Genomic DNA, 16,979 nt, shown 5'->3' on the forward strand with positions numbered 1-16,979 from the left:
CAGCGTTATATAGACTAGATTTATTGCATTGAATGTCAGAGTAGTAATGCAATCAAAGTGAGTATCTGAAACGAGTTTCTTCATTATAATAAGAAAAAAAGGGCGCCCACAAAAGCGCCCACAAAATGCCCACAAAAGTCTGAATAATTATGATTAGTTCTGATAAGCTGATCACTGATAATACTTGTTTTAAGCCGATTTATTATGGTGGGTGATCCACTTTGAAAGCATGGAACATAAACCGCACACAAGTCCACCAATGGGAACGCGATCAATATATTACGTTGTACTAATCGAAAAAACCTTGTAACTACGGGGTTTTGAAGAAATGAACCGGGGGACGTTTTGGGAAGATTGCACTTCTATTGAGGTTGCGCCCCCCAAACGTCCCCCGGTTTTTGATTTTCTGATCCAAAAATACGGGAAGTGTACTCTTCATATTTATCAATGTTACGCTTTTCTAACTTCTTGGAAATATGAGCATACACATCTGATGTAATTTGCACACTGCCATGCTCGAGTTGCTCTTGTACAAATTTTATGTCAGCCCCAGCTTCAAGCATGATCACGGCATAGGTATGCCTCAAGGAATGGATCGTTAATTCCTCACTTAAACCCGCTTTTCTCAAAATTCTCTTCGAAGCATTAAAAAGACTAGATTTAGGCATCGGACTACCATCATTCCTGCACAAGACGAGATTTAAATCGTGTCTGTACATGGACTCCCCTAAATTGATCTTATTTTGATTCTGCCATGAAGCATGGTACCTCAAATCATTTATGATGGCGTTACTTACACTAATGGTGCGTGTAGATTTTTTGGTTTTTGTATCTCCGAAAAGTTCATCCTCGTCTGCGGCTTGAAAATCGAGTGTTTCATCCACGCGGATCGTCTTTTCTTAGAAATTGATATCCGACCACCTGAGAGCGGCAGCTTCACCTTTTCGTAAACCCGTTTCAATAAGCAATTTGAAGAAGATCCAATAAATGTACCCATACCCTCGAGCCGTATGAAGAAATTTGGGGATGTCTTCTGAATCAATGAATTGGATCGTCTTCTTTTTGTGCGCTCCTTTAATAATTGAACCTTTACATAGATTGCGTAATATTTTTCCTTGAATCAGTGCATGTTCCATGGCTGAGTATACAGTAGAGTTGATGATCTCAACCGTACGTTTGCTGAGTCCCTTTTTAAATCGAGAGTCTAAAAAGACCTGATACATATCTGGTTTTAAATCTTTGAGCATCAGACGCTTAAAATAAGGTTTGATATGGGTGTTAAGGTTGTTTTCATGTAGTTTGATCGTATTCTTTCGTACAACTTCTTTTTTGTAGTTATTTATCCAATTTCGAATGTAATCGACCAAAGGAATGTCGCTCTGTTCGAACCCTTGCTTTAGCTACCTTAAAAATTCAGCAGCAGCTAATTCAGCCTCTGGTTTAGTTCGAAAACCCGCTTCGGATTTCTCTTTTTGTTGTTGAGTGAACGGATCGGTGTATTTTAACCGATACCTCCAGCCACTTTTTAATTTCTTAAAACTTGCCAATTTCATTCCTCCTTACTAGAACGTTAGTTTTTTCTGTATGTAAAACCGCCTCACAGCAATATAAGCGTAAGTTAATCAATTTTGAGCAGAGTAGTGAAATATTCTGGGTTAAAGATGAAAAAGGAGAAAGAGCTTCGAATTAAAGTCGGAAAAGATATTTTAAAAAAATCATCAAAAAACGAGCCTTCGGTAACTAAGGCTCGTTTGTGCAGGAGTCATATTTGGCTCCAATAACTATGTTTAAATTAGTGCAGAGGTTTCTTGCGGAAAAGTAACTAAAACAATTCTACCCTATTTCACAGGATTTGATCATACTTTAGCTTTAAAGTTCTTGTCCTTGGTACGAGACCAGAACTTGTACCGATTGCCGAAAAGGAAATGATCTGATTACCGATTAGATAAGTATTTAACTACTTGTCACTGCTCTAATTCATTAAGCTGGCGGGCAGTTTAGTTTAAGATTAACTGAGGTGAACCATATCATCGCTAGTGATAAAGCAGAGAATTGAACTGGATATCGCATCGGCAACGCTGAGTTTGCAGGAAGGAGCTTAAAGTATTCACGTACTCGATACATGCGGAATGTCTAATATTGATGGTCCGTAAGGAATAGATGAGATGTGACAGTTTAGCTCAAACGACTTAATTGTATAGTGTTGACACTTCGCCCACTTGGAGTAATATGTTACTATTGAGATAGCATTCTATTTCCGATGAAGATAGTTTGAATGTTATTTATGAAGGAGAGACACTATGACAATGTTCGAGATATGTTCTATGCAAAGTCTATTTTATGAACAACGGCGGTTGTTTGTATAGAGCTAATAATATAAGTAACCGCTTAAATCCGGATAGTGATAATTGTTATAGTGTAGACTTTGCTACCTTAAAATTCAACTATTTTAAGGAGCGGCTATCATGAGATATGTAAATGCCGACATCATCTTTCCGGAAGAATTACTAAATGAAATACAAAAGTATATGAACGGTGGATTGGTTTACGTCCCTAAATCAAAAGGTTTGCGTTAAAAATCGGGGTGAAAATTCAGGCAGCAGAAAAATTATAATCTTAGAAATGATGAAATCCGGCGAAAGTTTCTCGATGGTGACACTATCGAGAAACTTTCAGATCGATTTTTCCTTTCAAGCGATACTATTAAAAAGATCGTTTATACAAAATAATAGCTTAACAAAAGTCGCATTGGAAGAAATCCTAATGTGACTTTTTTGTGTATAGTATAGTTTAAATTGTTTATTACATATTTTCAAGCTTTTACTATCGTTATAATAACATATAAGAGAAGTAGTTGATTTACTTCATAAAAACTGCAGGGGGGATAACAAATGAATGATTTTTTTAGATTTGATACTGATGAAGAACGGCGGGCGTTATTAATCAGAGCAAGGAAAGTCGCTTTATCTGCAATTCGAAAGTATAACTTAGAATGGGATAACATCCAGTTTATTCAACTATCCGATACGATCACGTATAAAATTGAAACCAGTACAGATAACAATTATTTACTTCGCATTCATTCGGACCGATTAAGCAGAGAGGAAATTCGTTCGGAACTCCTACTGTTACAAGCACTGAACAAATCGAAAGATCTAAAAGTACCAGAAGGGATGGCAAATTGTGATGGTATTTATGTATTGGACATCGAAACAGAGACAGGATATAGGCGCCCTTATATAACGATGATGCGATGGATAGAGGGTGAAAAAGCAGCAGGTGAATTTACAGATAGTCAAGCATATAATATGGGTGTATTGATGAGCAGGCTCCATGAAGCAGCAAAGGATTTCAATCCACCTTCTGATTTTGTAAGACCTACTTGGGGAGTAGAAAGTTTTAAACGTGAAATGGCTAAGTTGGAACGTTACTATGAGCGTTTTTTATCCGAAGAGGGATGGAAGCTCTATCAAGATGCAGCTGAGAAGGTTGTATCCCAACTTACCACGATGCATCCAAGTGAACATAACTATGGGCTCATTCATGCTGATTTACATACCGGTAATATGGTATTTGAGGATAATCAACCCTATCCGATTGATTTTGGAAGATGTGGGTACGGATATTATCTCTACGATATGGCAGGCACCATATTGGAGCTTTGGCCAAAGCATCGATGGATGCTTATCCAAGGTTATGAGAGTATTAGGAAGTTGGAAACGGACTATATTCGGGATCTGGAATGTTTTTTTGTCATGTTCATAATCGAGAACTCCTGCCATCACTCCTCTGATCCAAGAGAAACAACCAGTTTAATCGCTGAACAAAAGTATGCCCAAGCATACATAAGAGAATATTTAAATGGTAATCCATTTTTATTCGAAGTGATCGAGCCTGTAAATGTGGATTAATACTAACCGATACCGGGCTAAAATAATGATATCTTATGGTGATGATTTACAATAGGTCGCTGTTTAGAGTGTTTGTTCGTATCATCAAGTTTTAAAAACGTGAGCTATGACTTCGAGTTTATATAAGATCTACTTGTGTACTTAGCGCTCTTTTCTGTTTATTATGAAGATTTATGCTTATTCATGAAGTTTGTCCGATCCAATTGTTCTTCAGCTTCTCTAGTTCCCCTTCATTTTCGGGGTGTATTTTGACGGAGCTGTTTGGGTCGTTTCGTGATTTTTTAAACTGGCATTGAGTTGGAATGAAGGCGACTCGAATTGGTGGGTCGTCTTTTTTCTTTTCTAGGGGCTTGATGGTTTGCGCCGGATGTTCAGGTCAGCGAGATGCCAAATACGGTTGAGGCATTATGGAAGATCGAGCTTTTATATGGAAAGCATCCGTCCTATACGGAGCGTCCAGAATGGGTAACTGTAGGAATGATGGGAAAACTTCTGATAAGAGATGATGGCACATCTCGAGAGAACGAGTACTGTATAGAACGTTATTTCTTTTTTTGTGTATGTAAAACCGCCTTACAGCGGTGTAAGCGCAAGTTAATCAAAGTATCGAACAGAGCAGTAAAATGTTGTTGTTGAAAGATGTAAAAAGGAAAATCTTCGAATTAGTAACAGAAAAGATATTTTACAAGATACATCAAAAAACGAGCCTTTGTATATAAGGCTCGTTTGTGCAGGAGTCATATTTGGCTCCGAAAGTTATGTTTAGTCTACTACATTTGTTTTATCGCTGAGAAAGTAACTATAACAATTCTACCCCATTTCAGAGAATTTGACCATACTTTAGCTTTATAGTTCATGTCCTTAGTTCGAGACCAGAACTTGTACCTTGTACCAAGTGTCGGAATAGAGATGTGTCTAATCATTGTGCGTTTAACTGAAAATATCATTTAGTATCCTAGCGCATGAGAAGTTACATATTATTATATAGCAACTGAAACGCTGAGATAGGGAGTCAGATATTAAAAACGAAATATAGTACTGAAAATAGCTGTTGAGCAAAGGGAATTATACTGGTTAAAGCTATCATCATAAATATTATTTAAAAACTTTAAGGTATATAAGAGAAATTATACCAAATTTATGTCATAATATTTTTGAGTTGGAAATACAATACTTGATTCTGTGAACAAGAGGTGAGAGCAACTATGAAAAATAGAAACATAACAGGTACTGTATTGGCTATAATCTATTGCATTGTTCTTTACTTTATTTTAACAGATTCTCCGCCTGGCGAAGCTCCAAATAATCCGTTCTGGGTTTATTTGTTTATTCCAATTGGGGCTATTGTGATTACATCTTTGTTTGATTACGTAATCAAATTCGATTTTTTTAGAAAAAAGAAAGATTAGAATTGAATGGAGGACTAAAATGATACAAACAATGAAAATTGCTAAAACATTTTAGCCGGAGTCATGCTTTCTACATCTATCTCAATTCCAGCATTCGCTCAAGATCAGGCAAATTCTTTACCAGCACTTCAAGTGGAAAATAGCCTTTTAGAACTAGTCGAAAGTACAACCGATAATTCCATCACTTTTAAAGACGGTTCTACATTAATTCAATATGACAGCTATTATATTGCAACAGATTTAAATAGTAAAGATGAGTTAAAAATTACAAAAGTTGATGAGACTAAAGTAAAGTATGAAAATCTCCAAACTGGCGAAGTGAATTATGCTACAAACGAAATAAAACCTATTCACGAAGATCTCAGTTTCTCGCCACAAGCATTAGCGGACGGTTATGTATATAAAGGCAAAGTGGAAAATTCCACTGAGATAATATATGCCACTGCTTCTGCAATAGCAGGTATACTCGCTTCCTTTATTGGAGGACCTGTAGGTGGAAAAATAGCAGGTATACTGGTAAGTATCGGTGGTTATTATCTTTCTAAGGATGCTCCTAGAGCCTACTGGGTAACAAAAACATACACTAGAGATGTTAGGCATAGTGATTTTAGTGCGACATTATTCATCAGGAAGGACCATCACTATTATAAATATCATGATTATACAGGTTTCATTGAAACAGCATCGACAATCCAGACTTGCCAACCTTTTGGTTGTGGTCCAGTGAACGAATATTAAATCTATTTATGTCGGATAGAAAATATCCCATTAAAGTTGCTATTATAGCGGCTTTTTTTGTTTTAGTGTGCCCAGATACACGTATGATCTTGTTGGTGAAAGTCCGACCAAGGAGCAATGGTAGCCAGGATGCTTGCATATGGCGAAGTCTGTGTGTAAGAGCACATCGACAATAGTACCCGTCAGAGACAGGACGAGCAACAATTCAGGCCGCAACATGAAGAAATCCTGCCACGTTATCCAAAAGGCCTCGCAAGGGAGGAAAGAGGCTGACGAGTATTGTGAAACTGGACGAAGGCTAAGAAAGCTATGCAGAACTTGGAGCAGCAGTGGATAACAATTCGGCGTAATGGGGAACAGAATGGAATGAAAAATCCTGCAGTGATCATGGCAGACCCTCCTTCACACAGTTTTTTTAGGAATCCGTAAAGAGACAATCTATAATTCCAAAAAGACGAATTGAAACGTCTGAGGTAGGGAGTCCGAGGTGCTCATAACAACCAAGAAAATGATTAAACAACTTGAAAAGCTAGTTCATGCGGCAAAGGAGAACCACAAGCACAAATGGCATGTCATGTATGAAAAATTCTTCCGCGGGGGTGTGCTGTACGAGGCGTGTAAACGAGTGAAAGCGTATAGGGTGGCAGAAGTCGTGGATACAGTGACCGCTGACAGAGATTGGGGAACAAGGAGAACTGAACTTCCTCAAGGAATTCGAGCGAGCGTTGAAAGAAATGTAACCACCATCCGCAGCCTGTACGATGGCACTATTTCCAAACCGGCGAATATGCGGGTGAGAACATTTTAGGAACATGTAGCGTGGCTCGATCCAAAGATTTAGGGAAGGAGAAACTATTAATATATAAACTTCAGTCAGTAGAAGTTAGCTAGACTGTACTGGTAAATTCTGCAACGATTAAATCGATTTGTATATAAAGAATAGACAACCCAGAAGCTGGATGCGATCACAGGTCGAGGTGAAGTATATTGCCAGGCAATATGGATTAAAAACGTTACTGTAATCTGCATGCGCATGAATGACGAACATCGGAAACCCGTAAAGGGAAAATCTAACATACGGTTTGTTGAGTAGGAGCTGGATCTTGCCCAGCCTTTTATTCTAGCCTAGACTATGTGAGTACCTATTCGCATAGTTCCTATTGATAGGCTAAATAGAAGGATTAAGCTTGTCAGAGGTGAAGAGGATTATAGTTGGATCAAGCTTGAAGAGATCGCTTAGGCAAGTTTATAATTGATCGAGCCCAAGCGATTATCCCAGGGACTCAGTTTTTTCTTCTACATATATGTTCCAAATAAGCAATTTCTATTTTGAATAAAGCCGTATGCTTGATTCATATAGGATTAGGGGGACGTCCCCCAAACGTCCCCCAACTTATGAAAACTTATGATCAATTTTGACCGTGTGTTTCTGTATTTATTCCTATAAAGCCCGTTTTCATTGAGATATACAATCATATGAAGTTAACGTACATAAACCGCACACAAGTCCACCAATGGGAGCGCGATCAATATATTACTTTGTACTAATTGCTCAATCCCTTGGCGCTCTAGCGCTGAGGTTTTTTTCTTTTTGTGGGCAAGTACATATATATTTAAAGAAAAATCAAAGTGCCCATAAAATATTTTTCTATTCGAAAATTTCTTCAGTGAATTTCTCAAATCTATCTATATTGCTTTTCTGGATCTTGCCTGAGATGTGGCATATACATCTGATGTGATCTGAATACTTCCGTGACCTAATTGTTCTTGAACGAATTTCATATCTGCCCCGGACTCAAGTAAAAGAACAGCGCAGGTATGTCGGAGAGAGTGAATGGGGAGGGATGGGAGATCACAACGTTGTAAGATGCGGGAGAAGGCATTGAACAATGATGATTTAGGCATGAAGTTTCCATCTTCCCTACATAGAACCAGATCAAGGTCATGGTGGTATCTTTCCCCAATGTATTCTTCCGAACACTTCCTTATTTATAATCGTTGATCCAAAAATCCAGATAATCTTGAAGCGATAAACCAGATTGTTCATATTAAACCTATGGCGCATTTATTTGTAAATGGACATATCCTTTGGCCGGACCAACTCCTACATCATGAGCATCATACCAATTGAGGAATGCATTTACATCAATCATTGGAAGATCGTATTCTTTCTCCAAGCCTGTTGTCATTGTAATTACAAGTATAGCACGGTCACCTGACGGTAATGGATCGGGATTAGGTTCCATTGGCGTTCATATGTATTCTCCTTCAAATGCATTGGCAGAGTTGATAATATAATCGACGTACATTAGTCGATAAAGCACAATTACTAGAATCAGAACTCCCTCCTAAATTTCACAAATATAGGAGGGAGTTCTGAAATTTATTATGGTTAGCTAATGGTTCCTTGATAGTAGGCAATCCAAGTTACACCTGTAAGGCTTTTGATCTCAACTAGCGTTATCCAACCAGATAAGGCTCCTTCAGAATAATAAATTTTATTTGGTATGTCGTTACCATCAGGGTAATCTGATTTTTTGTAGATTATTCCTCTATAAATATCCTTCGAAGCATAAGGGGCTACTTTCACATTTTCCGTTGTGGTATTGTTTGAAGTTTTGGTCATATCACTAGCTGCAAAAGATGTAGAGCCAAGAGTAAAGCATGTAACGACGGTTAAAAGACCAATCATAAGCTTTTTCTTCATTTGTATCACCCTTCTAATTGGAATATGTTTCTATTTAATAGTATATATTTACATCAAAAATGTCAAATTTTTCTATAAATTTGAAAAATGTATGCTTATGGCGAAGGAACCAGTTTCATTAGTGGGATGTCGAGGGCAATATACGAGTATATTGTGGCTAATGACACATGGACAAAAATAAATAGCTTTAAAACAGCTACTACTGCTGCACCTTCAACTGTTTATAATGGGGAAATTTATGTATTAGGTGGGCTTAACAATACTAACTCACAATCAAGAGTAGAAGTATATAATCCTGAAACCAACGAAGTTAGATCATTCAAAGATTTAACTACCCCAAGAAATCAAAGCGTAGCAGTAACTGTCGATGGAGATATTTTATTATTGGTGGTACTAATGGAAGTAGTACTTTGAAGACAGCCCTAAAAATTTACATTTATAAAAATGAACCCACAAATCCAGCGACGATTCCTGATCCAGAACTGGACAACCTACAGGAAATCGTGCGATCCTCGTTGTAACTATGACTACCGGCCTGGAAAAAGAATTTGACTTGAGCATGCAAGAAGTAAATAGTTTCATCGATTGGAATGAAACAAAATAAGCAGTAAGCAGAATTGCATCATACGCGATTGACAAGCAAGATAATAACAAAGGCCCGTTCAAGAGCGGCAAGGACTAACATCATATTCGATCGTGTACTTACGTGTGAGGTAAGTGAATACTAATGAGGAATGCTCCGTCCACTTATGCTGATGGGGCTTTTTTCTTGTTTCGTTAAGTACTTATCTTCGCATATAGTGTTCACGAGGTGATTTACTTGTTAACGGATTATCAAAGAAAGGTCCTTAGGATCTTATATAACTACAAAGGTGGAGGGCATAGATTTTCTACTATCCATGAACTTACAGTCAAAACGGGTAAGCATAAACCAGACGTCATGGTTGCTATGGACGCTCTAGTGGTTGCGGGATACATACACTGGGATAACAGGTCGGATACGGCCAATATTGTTATCCTTGAGGGTTGGGAACGTGAGGGTGAACGTCCTAAGGTAGATCACACACCATCCTCTGGGAACATTGACTATTGGACTCAATATTAAGGGGGCTTGTCATGCGTAGCAGGCGGAAGGATAACGGATTGTATGAGACATCTAGAATGATTATGCCTGAACACAGAGAGGCATGGTTGGCTCAGTGTGAGCAACAGAAGAGATGTGGTAAGCCGGAACTTGACGATTGGGAAATGCAACGGATCAGTGAAGTACTTGTTGACTCTTATAATAGAAGTAGTACGGTTGATTTGATATTATTTAACCCATTCTTCTAAGAGCCGATCTCAGGAATAGTTGTGGGATTAAACTCTGCACGGTGTGAAATAAAGCTGATGTTAGAGGATGAGTTCCGCTGGGTTCTTTAGCCGAAATTGTCTCTGTTAATTAATGAGATTGTATCGCTTTAGAATTACGATCTTATACCTTTATAATATCTGTATAAGCATGTTATTTTAATTAGGAGATTTTCGAGTTAACCAGCGTCATATAGACTAGATATCTTGCGGTCAATGTCAGAGTAGTAATATAATCAAAGTGAGTATTTGAAACGAGTTTCAAGACTTCCTCACAGCAGCCTTGACTCAGGTACGCGTATCCATCTGCAGGAATCCAAGTGGATCCTGAGCAACTCATTGATTATGGCGCTCCATTAAAAGGATATAACCTGTTATCCATTAAGATTATGGGCGGTAGATACTTCCGAAATAGTACGAATTCAGGACACAAAAACGGAGGCCATACATGGCTCCTCAGAACGTTGAAAAATACATAATTTATTATTGAATCGAATCGGGCAAGTTACAGAAAAAGTAAAAGCTACAAAAGATCAATTTGGGAATTTCGTTATTCCGGGACTAACTAATGGAACTACATACTATTTTGGAGTGAGTGCTATTGTTAATAGTGTTGAATCTGAATTTCCAATGAGGCATCTGCCACTCCTCAAGGGCCTGCAGTTGAACATGAACAACCTTCAGGGAACCGTGCTATCCTTGTGGGACCATGACTACCGGCTTAGAAAAAGAGTTCGATCTGATTATGCAAGAAGTTAACAGCTTTATCGATTGGTACGAAGCAAAACAAGCTGGAAGCGGAAAAACATCTTATGTAATTGACAAGCATGAAAATAAGAAAGGGCCTTTCAAGAGCAATAAGGACCAGATCTTATATGATCGGGTTCTGACGTTTGAGGTAAGTGAATAATAAAGGTAGTTATTCTCCAACGGTTATTCTGATGGGTCATTTAGATGTCCCTGTAATAAAAGAAGGCTTCTGATTGAATTCAGAAGCCTTCTTTTATTATTGTTATATTTAATATACGTGAATTTTATTATGATGACAAAATTACTCCATTTTCGTTACGTAACCTTCATAGTTTCCGTAATATAATCCGTTTGAGTAGGTAGTAGATGCTAGATTGAGTACTCCATACCAAACTCCATCAGCATAAGTATATGTCTTTGGAACATACTTCGCATCTCCATACTTATTGTTAGCATCTGAATATCTCACATATTTTTGCGTCGCCTGAATCGTAACACTTTGTGCAGTTACAGAACCTTGAACAGAAGATGAGGCAGAAGCAAGTGATGCTGGAACAGCAATACTTGCTACAATAGCAGTGAGCGCTCCAATTGTGGCTAGTTTCTTTTTCATATAAATACCTCCTAAATTTTTGTGAATGAATTATAAAACTTTACTTTCTAAAAATACCATATAATTCAATGTAAAATTATGACATATATCACGTTGTGATTTGTATTTCACACCCTACAGATCTACTAACGTAACTTCCAAAAATTCCTCCAACTGATTAAGAATATTTTCATAGTAAACTGGGGATGATGTTGCTACTCTCAACCATGAATGCTACTATAAATGTACCTGGTCCAAATGACTAGGAAATTTTGTTGTATATTAAAGAACGAACGTTCTAATTTATGCGAAAAAATGGCCCTGCCATCAAATATGTGGGAGGGCCTTTAATTATCTAATGGTATATTCAAAAGTATTGTCTTTTACCTTAATCAGAGCTTTTAACGGTTTATCACTATCAGCGACTTCGTTCGGTATCTCGGCTAGATAATATAACGTTGTAGTTTTTAGAGGATTGACACTAGTGATGTTGCTATAAGTAAAGTCTTCTCCTCCTTTTTCCTCAACAGTGCTGAATGTAGGGTAGTCATACTGATTATCATATATCAAGGTGACATTTGCTATTTCATCTGCATCAATGCCAGTAGTATATAAATTTTTAGCTTTTACAGTGAGTGCAAAATATGTAGAATCTTCTTCCTTTGATTCGTAGTACGTGTAGAAATTACCTGGTTTTGAAGGTTCAATCTTTTTAGAAAACTTTTGTTTAGAGACTGAAAGCTCCGCATACCCGTCTATCGTTACTGTATCATTTTTTTTAATTGTAGTTGCAGTAGTTTCTTGTTCCTCATTGACAGAATCTGTTGTTATTTCATCTTTTGACTCTTCTGTTGGTTCTGTTTGCGACACAGTGGACTCCACTTCATTTGCGACGACCCCATCACTTTTTAAATCGGCATTAGGTTGAGGTGAGCAAGCTGCAAGTGTTAAAAATGCGGAAATAAGCAAAATTCCTGGTACTATTTTCATATTACTAATAATCCTCCTATTAATATTCTTATTACATAGTCTATCAGACCTAGGTAAATGTTTCTATATATAATTGCAGATATCTCTGAATTTAATGTTAAAAACGAACTTATTTTCTCACATAGTATTGGTGAGGTGATTGATATGTTAAAGGATTGTTAAAGAAAGGTCCTCCGGATCTTAGATAAGTACAAAGGTGGACGGCGTAGGTTTCCTACTATACATGAGATTATAGCCGAAACGGGTAAACATAAGACGAACGTCATGGCTGCTCTTGACGCTCTTGTGGGAGCGGAAAACTATACATTTGGAAGATGGTCTGAAATGTCCTACAAAGTGATCTTAGAAGGCTGGGTGGGGAGAACGTCCTAAGGTAGGCCGCACACGAACTTCTGGGAACATCGATTTTTGGACTAATATTATGGGGCTTTCATGCGTAGCAGACTGATAGATAACGGATTGTGAGACATCCAGGTTGATTATGGCTGAACACAGAGAGCCGCGGCAACCCTGATTTGGACGATCAGGAAACACAGCGGACCAGTTAGGTACTAGATGGCTCTTATAATAGTAGTAGACGGTTTATTTGAAATTATTTAACTCTTTCTTTGAAGAGCCGATTTCAGGAGTAGTTGTGGGATTAGACTTTGTACGGTGTGAAATAAAGTTGATGTTAGAGGGTGAGTTCCGCTCGATTTCTTTAGCCGAAATTATCTCTGTTAATTAAAGGGATTGTATCGCTTATGAATTGCGAGCTTATAATTTATAATATTTGTATAAGTTTAATATTTTGTTTAGGAGATTTTTAATTTAACCAGCGCCATAATTTATTGCTTTTAATGTCAGAGTAGTAATGCAATCAAAATGAGTATTTGAAATGAGTTTCTTCATTATAATAAGAAAAAAAGGCGCCCACAAAATGCCCAAAAATGTCCCCTGAATTCTTCTTCACCAGCCCACATTTCTGTGTTTATTTGTAACCAAGGCTTACATTTGTATAACAAAACACGTTTGTTCGTCGATTTAGATAATCGCAAAACTCACTTTTCATAATGAAAGGGGAGTTTTTTATATATGGTAACTAAACCTCTCCATCTGATGAATTGTATCACTTCATGCTTGTTTTAGCGCAAAACGATTGTCATTTATCTAGTAACCCATTAAAGAGAAACTGAAATTAGAATTCTTTCTTACAGTGCATTAAACTGTCTGAAACAAAAGATTTAAATCAAACTTCCTTAGAAATTCTGATAGCCACGAAATAGAAAGGAATACTAACATTCACTCTTTTAAAATTCAAACCATCATTCAAATACATACAATATGGATGTTTCATTTGTATGTTGAAAGTTTCATATAGAAGAGGTATACTCTAATTAAATTTCGAACAATTTAATTTTAAATAATTAATTGGAGATGTTAATATGGATCAGGCAAAACAACTGGTGACAGATCAACGTACATTTTTTTATACAGGACAAACTAAAAATATTGAGTATCGGATTAATTCACTTCAACAGCTTAGAAAAGGAATTGAAAAGTATCAGCAACGGATTCAAGATGCACTTCGGGCAGATTTGAACAAATCAGAGGCGGAAGCTTACGGTTCCGAGATTCGCATTGTTCTGGGTGAACTGGATTTTGCATTAGAACACCTGCAGGAATGGGCTGTACCAAAACAAGTCCCAACCAATTCGGCTATGCCGGATGGGGTGAGCACCATTTACCCTGAACCATACGGAGTGGCTCTTATTATTGCACCTTGGAACTATCCTTTCCAACTGGCCTTTGGTCCACTGATTGGAGCAATTGCAGCCGGTAACTGTGCAGTTATCAAGCCTTCTGAATTAACACCAGCGGTATCTCGTCTGACATATGATCTGATTCAGGAGATCTTCCCTCAGGAGTATATCGCCGTTATGGAAGGGGAAGTTGAAGCCAGTACAGCATTGTTGAAAGAGAAGTTTGATTATATTTTCTTCACAGGAAGCACAGGTGTTGGTCGCATTGTTATGAAGGCAGCTGCGGAGCATTTGACTCCTGTAACCCTGGAGCTAGGGGGCAAGAGTCCTGCTATTGTCCATAACGATGCAGAACTGAAGCTGGTGGCCCAGCGTATTGTTCGTGGTAAGTTCCTGAATGCAGGCCAAACTTGCGTTGCTCCGGATTATTTGCTTGTACATGAACAAGTTCATGACGAATTGATCAATCTGATTGGCGCAGAGATCAAAGATAAATTTGGGGACGATGTGTTACAGAACGCTGATTTCCCGCATATTGTTAACTCGCGTAACTTTGATCGGTTGTCGAAATTCCTAACAGATGGCAAAACGCTGATTGGTGGACGTTCTGTACGAGAGCAGTTGCTCATTGAGCCGACTGTACTTGGAGATGTGAACTGGGAATCAGCTGTCATGCAAGAAGAGATCTTTGGTCCGATTCTTCCTGTATTTACGTACAGTGACCTGAATCCTATGCTAGATGAGATTGTTCGCCGGCCAAAACCATTGGCGCTATATCTCTTCACACAGGATGAGCAGCTGCAGGATCAGGTTCTGAATCAAGTATCCTTCGGTGGGGGATGTATTAATGACACACTTTCTCATATGACTTCACACTACCTCCCGTTTGGTGGTGTAGGAGAGAGCGGTATGGGCTCATATCACGGACAACAGAGCTTTGATGTGTTCTCGCATCACAAGAGTGTTCTGAAACGCAGTGAATAATTAGCCGCTAAAATAACATAAACATGAAAAAAAGAGGTTGTCCTGTTGATCAGGATAACCTCTTTCGTATTTCATTACATCTAGTTTTGTTACTCAAGTTAAATATTAATGAATATCTCGGAAAAGGCCAATGACTTTACCCAGAATACTAACATGTTTCAAACGTAAAGGTTCGAAGGTCGCATTCTCCGGTTGAAGGCGAATATGATCTTTCTCTTTATAGAACGTTTTCACTGTAGCTTCATCGTCTTCAGTCATTGCAACGACGATATCACCGTTATCAGCAGTTTGCTGTTGACGGACAATAACGTAATCTCCGTTAACGATTCCAGCTTCCACCATGCTATCTCCGACTACCGAAAGCATAAACACTTTCTGTTCGCCTACATAATGTGTAGGAAGAGGGAAGTAGTCTTCAATGTTCTCGGTTGCAGTGATTGGAACCCCGGCTGTAACCTTACCAACAACAGGAATACGTGCAACGCTATGAGCAAATTGATGAGAATGCTCAGATTCTTCTTGGCTCAAAAGCTCAATGGCTCTTGGCTTGGTAGGGTCGCGTCGGATCAAACCTTTTTTCTCCAAACGATCCAAATGTCCATGTACTGTTGAGCTGGAAGCCAGTCCAACCGCTTCACCAATTTCCCGTACGGAAGGAGGATACCCCTTCAACCGGACTTCATTTCGTATAAACTCCAGAATAGCCTGCTGCCTGCTGGATATCTTCGACATACCGTATCAACCCCATTTTAGTAACGTTTGGGAAAATTATAACATAGAACCTCCGTTCGTACAAACATAAGTTCTAAATAAAATAGCATTAAATCAGTGTTTTTTAGCTTATAGAACAGAAATTGTCCAAAAGTCAGAGCATAATACTGCAAATGTTTTGTAAAAGGACTTGAAATAAGATATTTCTCCTTCAAAAAAGAAGCGAACAATTGTTCTAAAAATCTATTGAACAAAACAAGTGTTCGTGTTATATTGATTCCAACAGATAGGAACAAACGTTTGGAGGCGGGTATTTAATGAGATATTCTACTTATCAAAGCATTTATGAACCAATGAATTCGGAACTGGTGAAGTCTAACATAGGGAACTACAAGAAGGTTTTAGCGCGTTTCAAGATTTCTTCATGGATGTTAAAGGTAGTCATTACCTCTATGATTATATTTATTGGATGCAGCACCGTTTTAACTGTATTTGCCGGCAATGAGAATGCTGTTCTGCCTGGAGGAAAGATAGCTGTTTCACAAGGGGAAACATTATGGAGTATTTCTTTGGAACATAAACCGACGAATATGGATACACGTATATATATAGAAGCAATTAAGAAAGTGAATCAACTTCATACAACTTCCATCCAAGTGGGACAAGTACTAGCTCTACCGCAATTTGCAGAATAAAATGCACATCAATGAGTGTTAGCGCGTGTCAACTTGACAAGCAGCCTTTATAATGGCAAAGTTAATATGACTTTGTATTTTTGGAGGGGACAAGCTTGGATATAGATAGTCTGGTAGCACGCATTAACGAATTGGCTCGTAAGCAAAAGTCCACTGGATTGTCGGAGGAAGAACTTGCTGAACGTGCCGAACTAAGAGAGATTTATTTGAGTAATATTCGCAGCAATTTCAGACAACAACTGGATACCATTGAGATTGTTGATGATGAGAATGACAAAGGCCACCAAGGCAAACTCAAACACTAACGAAACCTAATGATATCATTATGATATTTAGGTTTCTTCCTGTTATTTTGAGTGTGCAATTTATAGGGGGAAATGTTGGTTTACAGTTATGTAAG

At 38.1% G+C, this 16,979-nt stretch carries 14 protein-coding genes and 3 pseudogenes; 10 read left to right on the plus strand and 7 right to left on the minus strand.

Going from position 1 to position 16,979, the window contains the following annotated elements; genetic code table 11:
• Nucleotides 1–362: 362 nt before the first annotated feature.
• A pseudogene (locus MKY28_RS08340) lies at nt 363–1,547 on the minus strand (tyrosine-type recombinase/integrase).
• Nucleotides 1,548–2,891: 1,344 nt separating this feature from the next.
• On the opposite strand from MKY28_RS08340, the gene MKY28_RS08345 reads away from it, so the two are divergent.
• The 3 genes from MKY28_RS08345 (at nt 2,892) to MKY28_RS08355 (ending at nt 6,866) form a co-directional block, all read left to right on the plus strand.
• Nucleotides 2,892–3,911 (plus strand): phosphotransferase enzyme family protein, encoded by a 1,020-nt coding sequence (locus MKY28_RS08345; protein WP_047843405.1) that lies wholly within the window; start codon nt 2,892–2,894, stop codon nt 3,909–3,911.
• A 1,472-nt stretch (nt 3,912–5,383) separates the two neighbouring features.
• Entirely contained in the window at nt 5,384–6,058 is a 675-nt protein-coding gene (locus MKY28_RS08350; RefSeq protein ID WP_340386570.1) for an adenosine deaminase, read from the plus strand.
• A 508-nt stretch (nt 6,059–6,566) separates the two neighbouring features.
• On the plus strand, nt 6,567–6,866 hold the full coding sequence (locus MKY28_RS08355) for a hypothetical protein (protein WP_340935608.1): 300 nt from the start codon (nt 6,567–6,569) through the stop codon (nt 6,864–6,866).
• 878 nt (nt 6,867–7,744) lie between these two features.
• Here MKY28_RS08355 and MKY28_RS08360 read toward each other — a convergent pair.
• The 3 genes from MKY28_RS08360 to MKY28_RS08370 all read right to left on the minus strand — a co-directional run bounded on the left by MKY28_RS08360 (nt 7,745) and on the right by MKY28_RS08370 (nt 8,765).
• Nucleotides 7,745–8,047 carry a tyrosine-type recombinase/integrase gene (locus tag MKY28_RS08360; protein ID WP_306068490.1) on the minus strand — a complete coding sequence of 101 codons (303 nt, stop codon included), beginning with the start codon at nt 8,045–8,047 and terminating at the stop codon, nt 7,745–7,747.
• Between the two features lie 65 nt (nt 8,048–8,112).
• Nucleotides 8,113–8,304 (minus strand): hypothetical protein, encoded by a 192-nt coding sequence (locus MKY28_RS31705; RefSeq protein WP_076250183.1) that lies wholly within the window; start codon nt 8,302–8,304, stop codon nt 8,113–8,115.
• Between the two features lie 146 nt (nt 8,305–8,450).
• Complete coding sequence (locus MKY28_RS08370) at nt 8,451–8,765, minus strand: hypothetical protein (protein WP_340935610.1); 315 nt, start codon at nt 8,763–8,765, stop codon at nt 8,451–8,453.
• 153 nt (nt 8,766–8,918) lie between these two features.
• On the opposite strand from MKY28_RS08370, the gene MKY28_RS08375 reads away from it, so the two are divergent.
• The 4 genes and pseudogenes from MKY28_RS08375 to MKY28_RS08390 form a co-directional block, all read left to right on the plus strand.
• On the plus strand, nt 8,919–9,179 hold the full coding sequence (locus MKY28_RS08375) for a kelch repeat-containing protein (protein ID WP_340935612.1): 261 nt from the start codon (nt 8,919–8,921) through the stop codon (nt 9,177–9,179).
• Nucleotides 9,180–9,255: 76 nt separating this feature from the next.
• Nucleotides 9,256–9,493 (plus strand): annotated as a pseudogene (locus tag MKY28_RS08380) (fibronectin type III domain-containing protein); the annotation flags it as partial.
• A gap of 388 nt (nt 9,494–9,881) precedes the next feature.
• Complete coding sequence (locus MKY28_RS08385; protein WP_083684330.1) at nt 9,882–10,097, plus strand: YolD-like family protein; 216 nt, start codon at nt 9,882–9,884, stop codon at nt 10,095–10,097.
• A 689-nt stretch (nt 10,098–10,786) separates the two neighbouring features.
• Nucleotides 10,787–11,025 (plus strand): annotated as a pseudogene (locus tag MKY28_RS08390) (fibronectin type III domain-containing protein); the annotation flags it as partial.
• Between the two features lie 141 nt (nt 11,026–11,166).
• On the opposite strand, the gene MKY28_RS08395 reads toward MKY28_RS08390, so the two are convergent.
• Both MKY28_RS08395 and MKY28_RS08400 read right to left on the minus strand, forming a co-directional pair.
• Nucleotides 11,167–11,478, minus strand: a complete 312-nt coding sequence (locus MKY28_RS08395; protein ID WP_036673874.1) for a hypothetical protein — start codon at nt 11,476–11,478, stop codon at nt 11,167–11,169.
• A gap of 330 nt (nt 11,479–11,808) precedes the next feature.
• Nucleotides 11,809–12,447, minus strand: a complete 639-nt coding sequence (locus MKY28_RS08400; RefSeq protein WP_340935618.1) for a bZIP transcription factor — start codon at nt 12,445–12,447, stop codon at nt 11,809–11,811.
• A gap of 1,424 nt (nt 12,448–13,871) precedes the next feature.
• Here MKY28_RS08400 and MKY28_RS08405 point away from each other — a divergent pair.
• Nucleotides 13,872–15,173: an aldehyde dehydrogenase gene (locus MKY28_RS08405; protein WP_338706318.1), complete on the plus strand. Its 1,302-nt coding sequence runs from the start codon at nt 13,872–13,874 to the stop codon at nt 15,171–15,173.
• Nucleotides 15,174–15,278: 105 nt separating this feature from the next.
• Here the strand turns inward: MKY28_RS08405 and lexA are convergent, their stop codons facing one another.
• On the minus strand, nt 15,279–15,905 hold the full coding sequence (gene lexA, locus MKY28_RS08410; protein ID WP_017688034.1) for a transcriptional repressor LexA: 627 nt from the start codon (nt 15,903–15,905) through the stop codon (nt 15,279–15,281).
• A gap of 296 nt (nt 15,906–16,201) precedes the next feature.
• On the opposite strand from lexA, the gene MKY28_RS08415 reads away from it, so the two are divergent.
• Nucleotides 16,202–16,579: a LysM peptidoglycan-binding domain-containing protein gene (locus MKY28_RS08415; RefSeq protein WP_076328519.1), complete on the plus strand. Its 378-nt coding sequence runs from the start codon at nt 16,202–16,204 to the stop codon at nt 16,577–16,579.
• Between the two features lie 95 nt (nt 16,580–16,674).
• Nucleotides 16,675–16,884 (plus strand): DUF896 domain-containing protein, encoded by a 210-nt coding sequence (locus MKY28_RS08420; protein ID WP_017688036.1) that lies wholly within the window; start codon nt 16,675–16,677, stop codon nt 16,882–16,884.
• The last annotated feature ends 95 nt before the right edge of the window (nt 16,885–16,979 follow it).

It is taken from the genome of Paenibacillus sp. FSL R5-0473, from assembly GCF_038004565.1.
GTDB lineage: Bacteria > Bacillota > Bacilli > Paenibacillales > Paenibacillaceae > Paenibacillus > Paenibacillus amylolyticus.

What these genes read in the sequence shown, in the direction of transcription:
- MKY28_RS08395 (WP_036673874.1), bottom strand. Translation starts at nt 11,478, where the DNA reads ATGAAAAAGAAACTAGCCACAATTGGAGCGCTCACTGCTATTGTAGCA.
- MKY28_RS08405 (WP_338706318.1), top strand. Translation starts at nt 13,872, where the DNA reads ATGGATCAGGCAAAACAACTGGTGACAGATCAACGTACATTTTTTTAT.
- MKY28_RS08400 (WP_340935618.1), bottom strand. Translation starts at nt 12,447, where the DNA reads ATGAAAATAGTACCAGGAATTTTGCTTATTTCCGCATTTTTAACACTT.
- MKY28_RS08345 (WP_047843405.1), top strand. Translation starts at nt 2,892, where the DNA reads ATGAATGATTTTTTTAGATTTGATACTGATGAAGAACGGCGGGCGTTA.
- lexA (WP_017688034.1), bottom strand. Translation starts at nt 15,905, where the DNA reads ATGTCGAAGATATCCAGCAGGCAGCAGGCTATTCTGGAGTTTATACGA.
- MKY28_RS08385 (WP_083684330.1), top strand. Translation starts at nt 9,882, where the DNA reads ATGCGTAGCAGGCGGAAGGATAACGGATTGTATGAGACATCTAGAATG.
- MKY28_RS08370 (WP_340935610.1), bottom strand. Translation starts at nt 8,765, where the DNA reads ATGAAGAAAAAGCTTATGATTGGTCTTTTAACCGTCGTTACATGCTTT.
- MKY28_RS31705 (WP_076250183.1), bottom strand. Translation starts at nt 8,304, where the DNA reads ATGGAACCTAATCCCGATCCATTACCGTCAGGTGACCGTGCTATACTT.
- MKY28_RS08350 (WP_340386570.1), top strand. Translation starts at nt 5,384, where the DNA reads ATGCTTTCTACATCTATCTCAATTCCAGCATTCGCTCAAGATCAGGCA.
- MKY28_RS08415 (WP_076328519.1), top strand. Translation starts at nt 16,202, where the DNA reads ATGAGATATTCTACTTATCAAAGCATTTATGAACCAATGAATTCGGAA.
- MKY28_RS08355 (WP_340935608.1), top strand. Translation starts at nt 6,567, where the DNA reads ATGATTAAACAACTTGAAAAGCTAGTTCATGCGGCAAAGGAGAACCAC.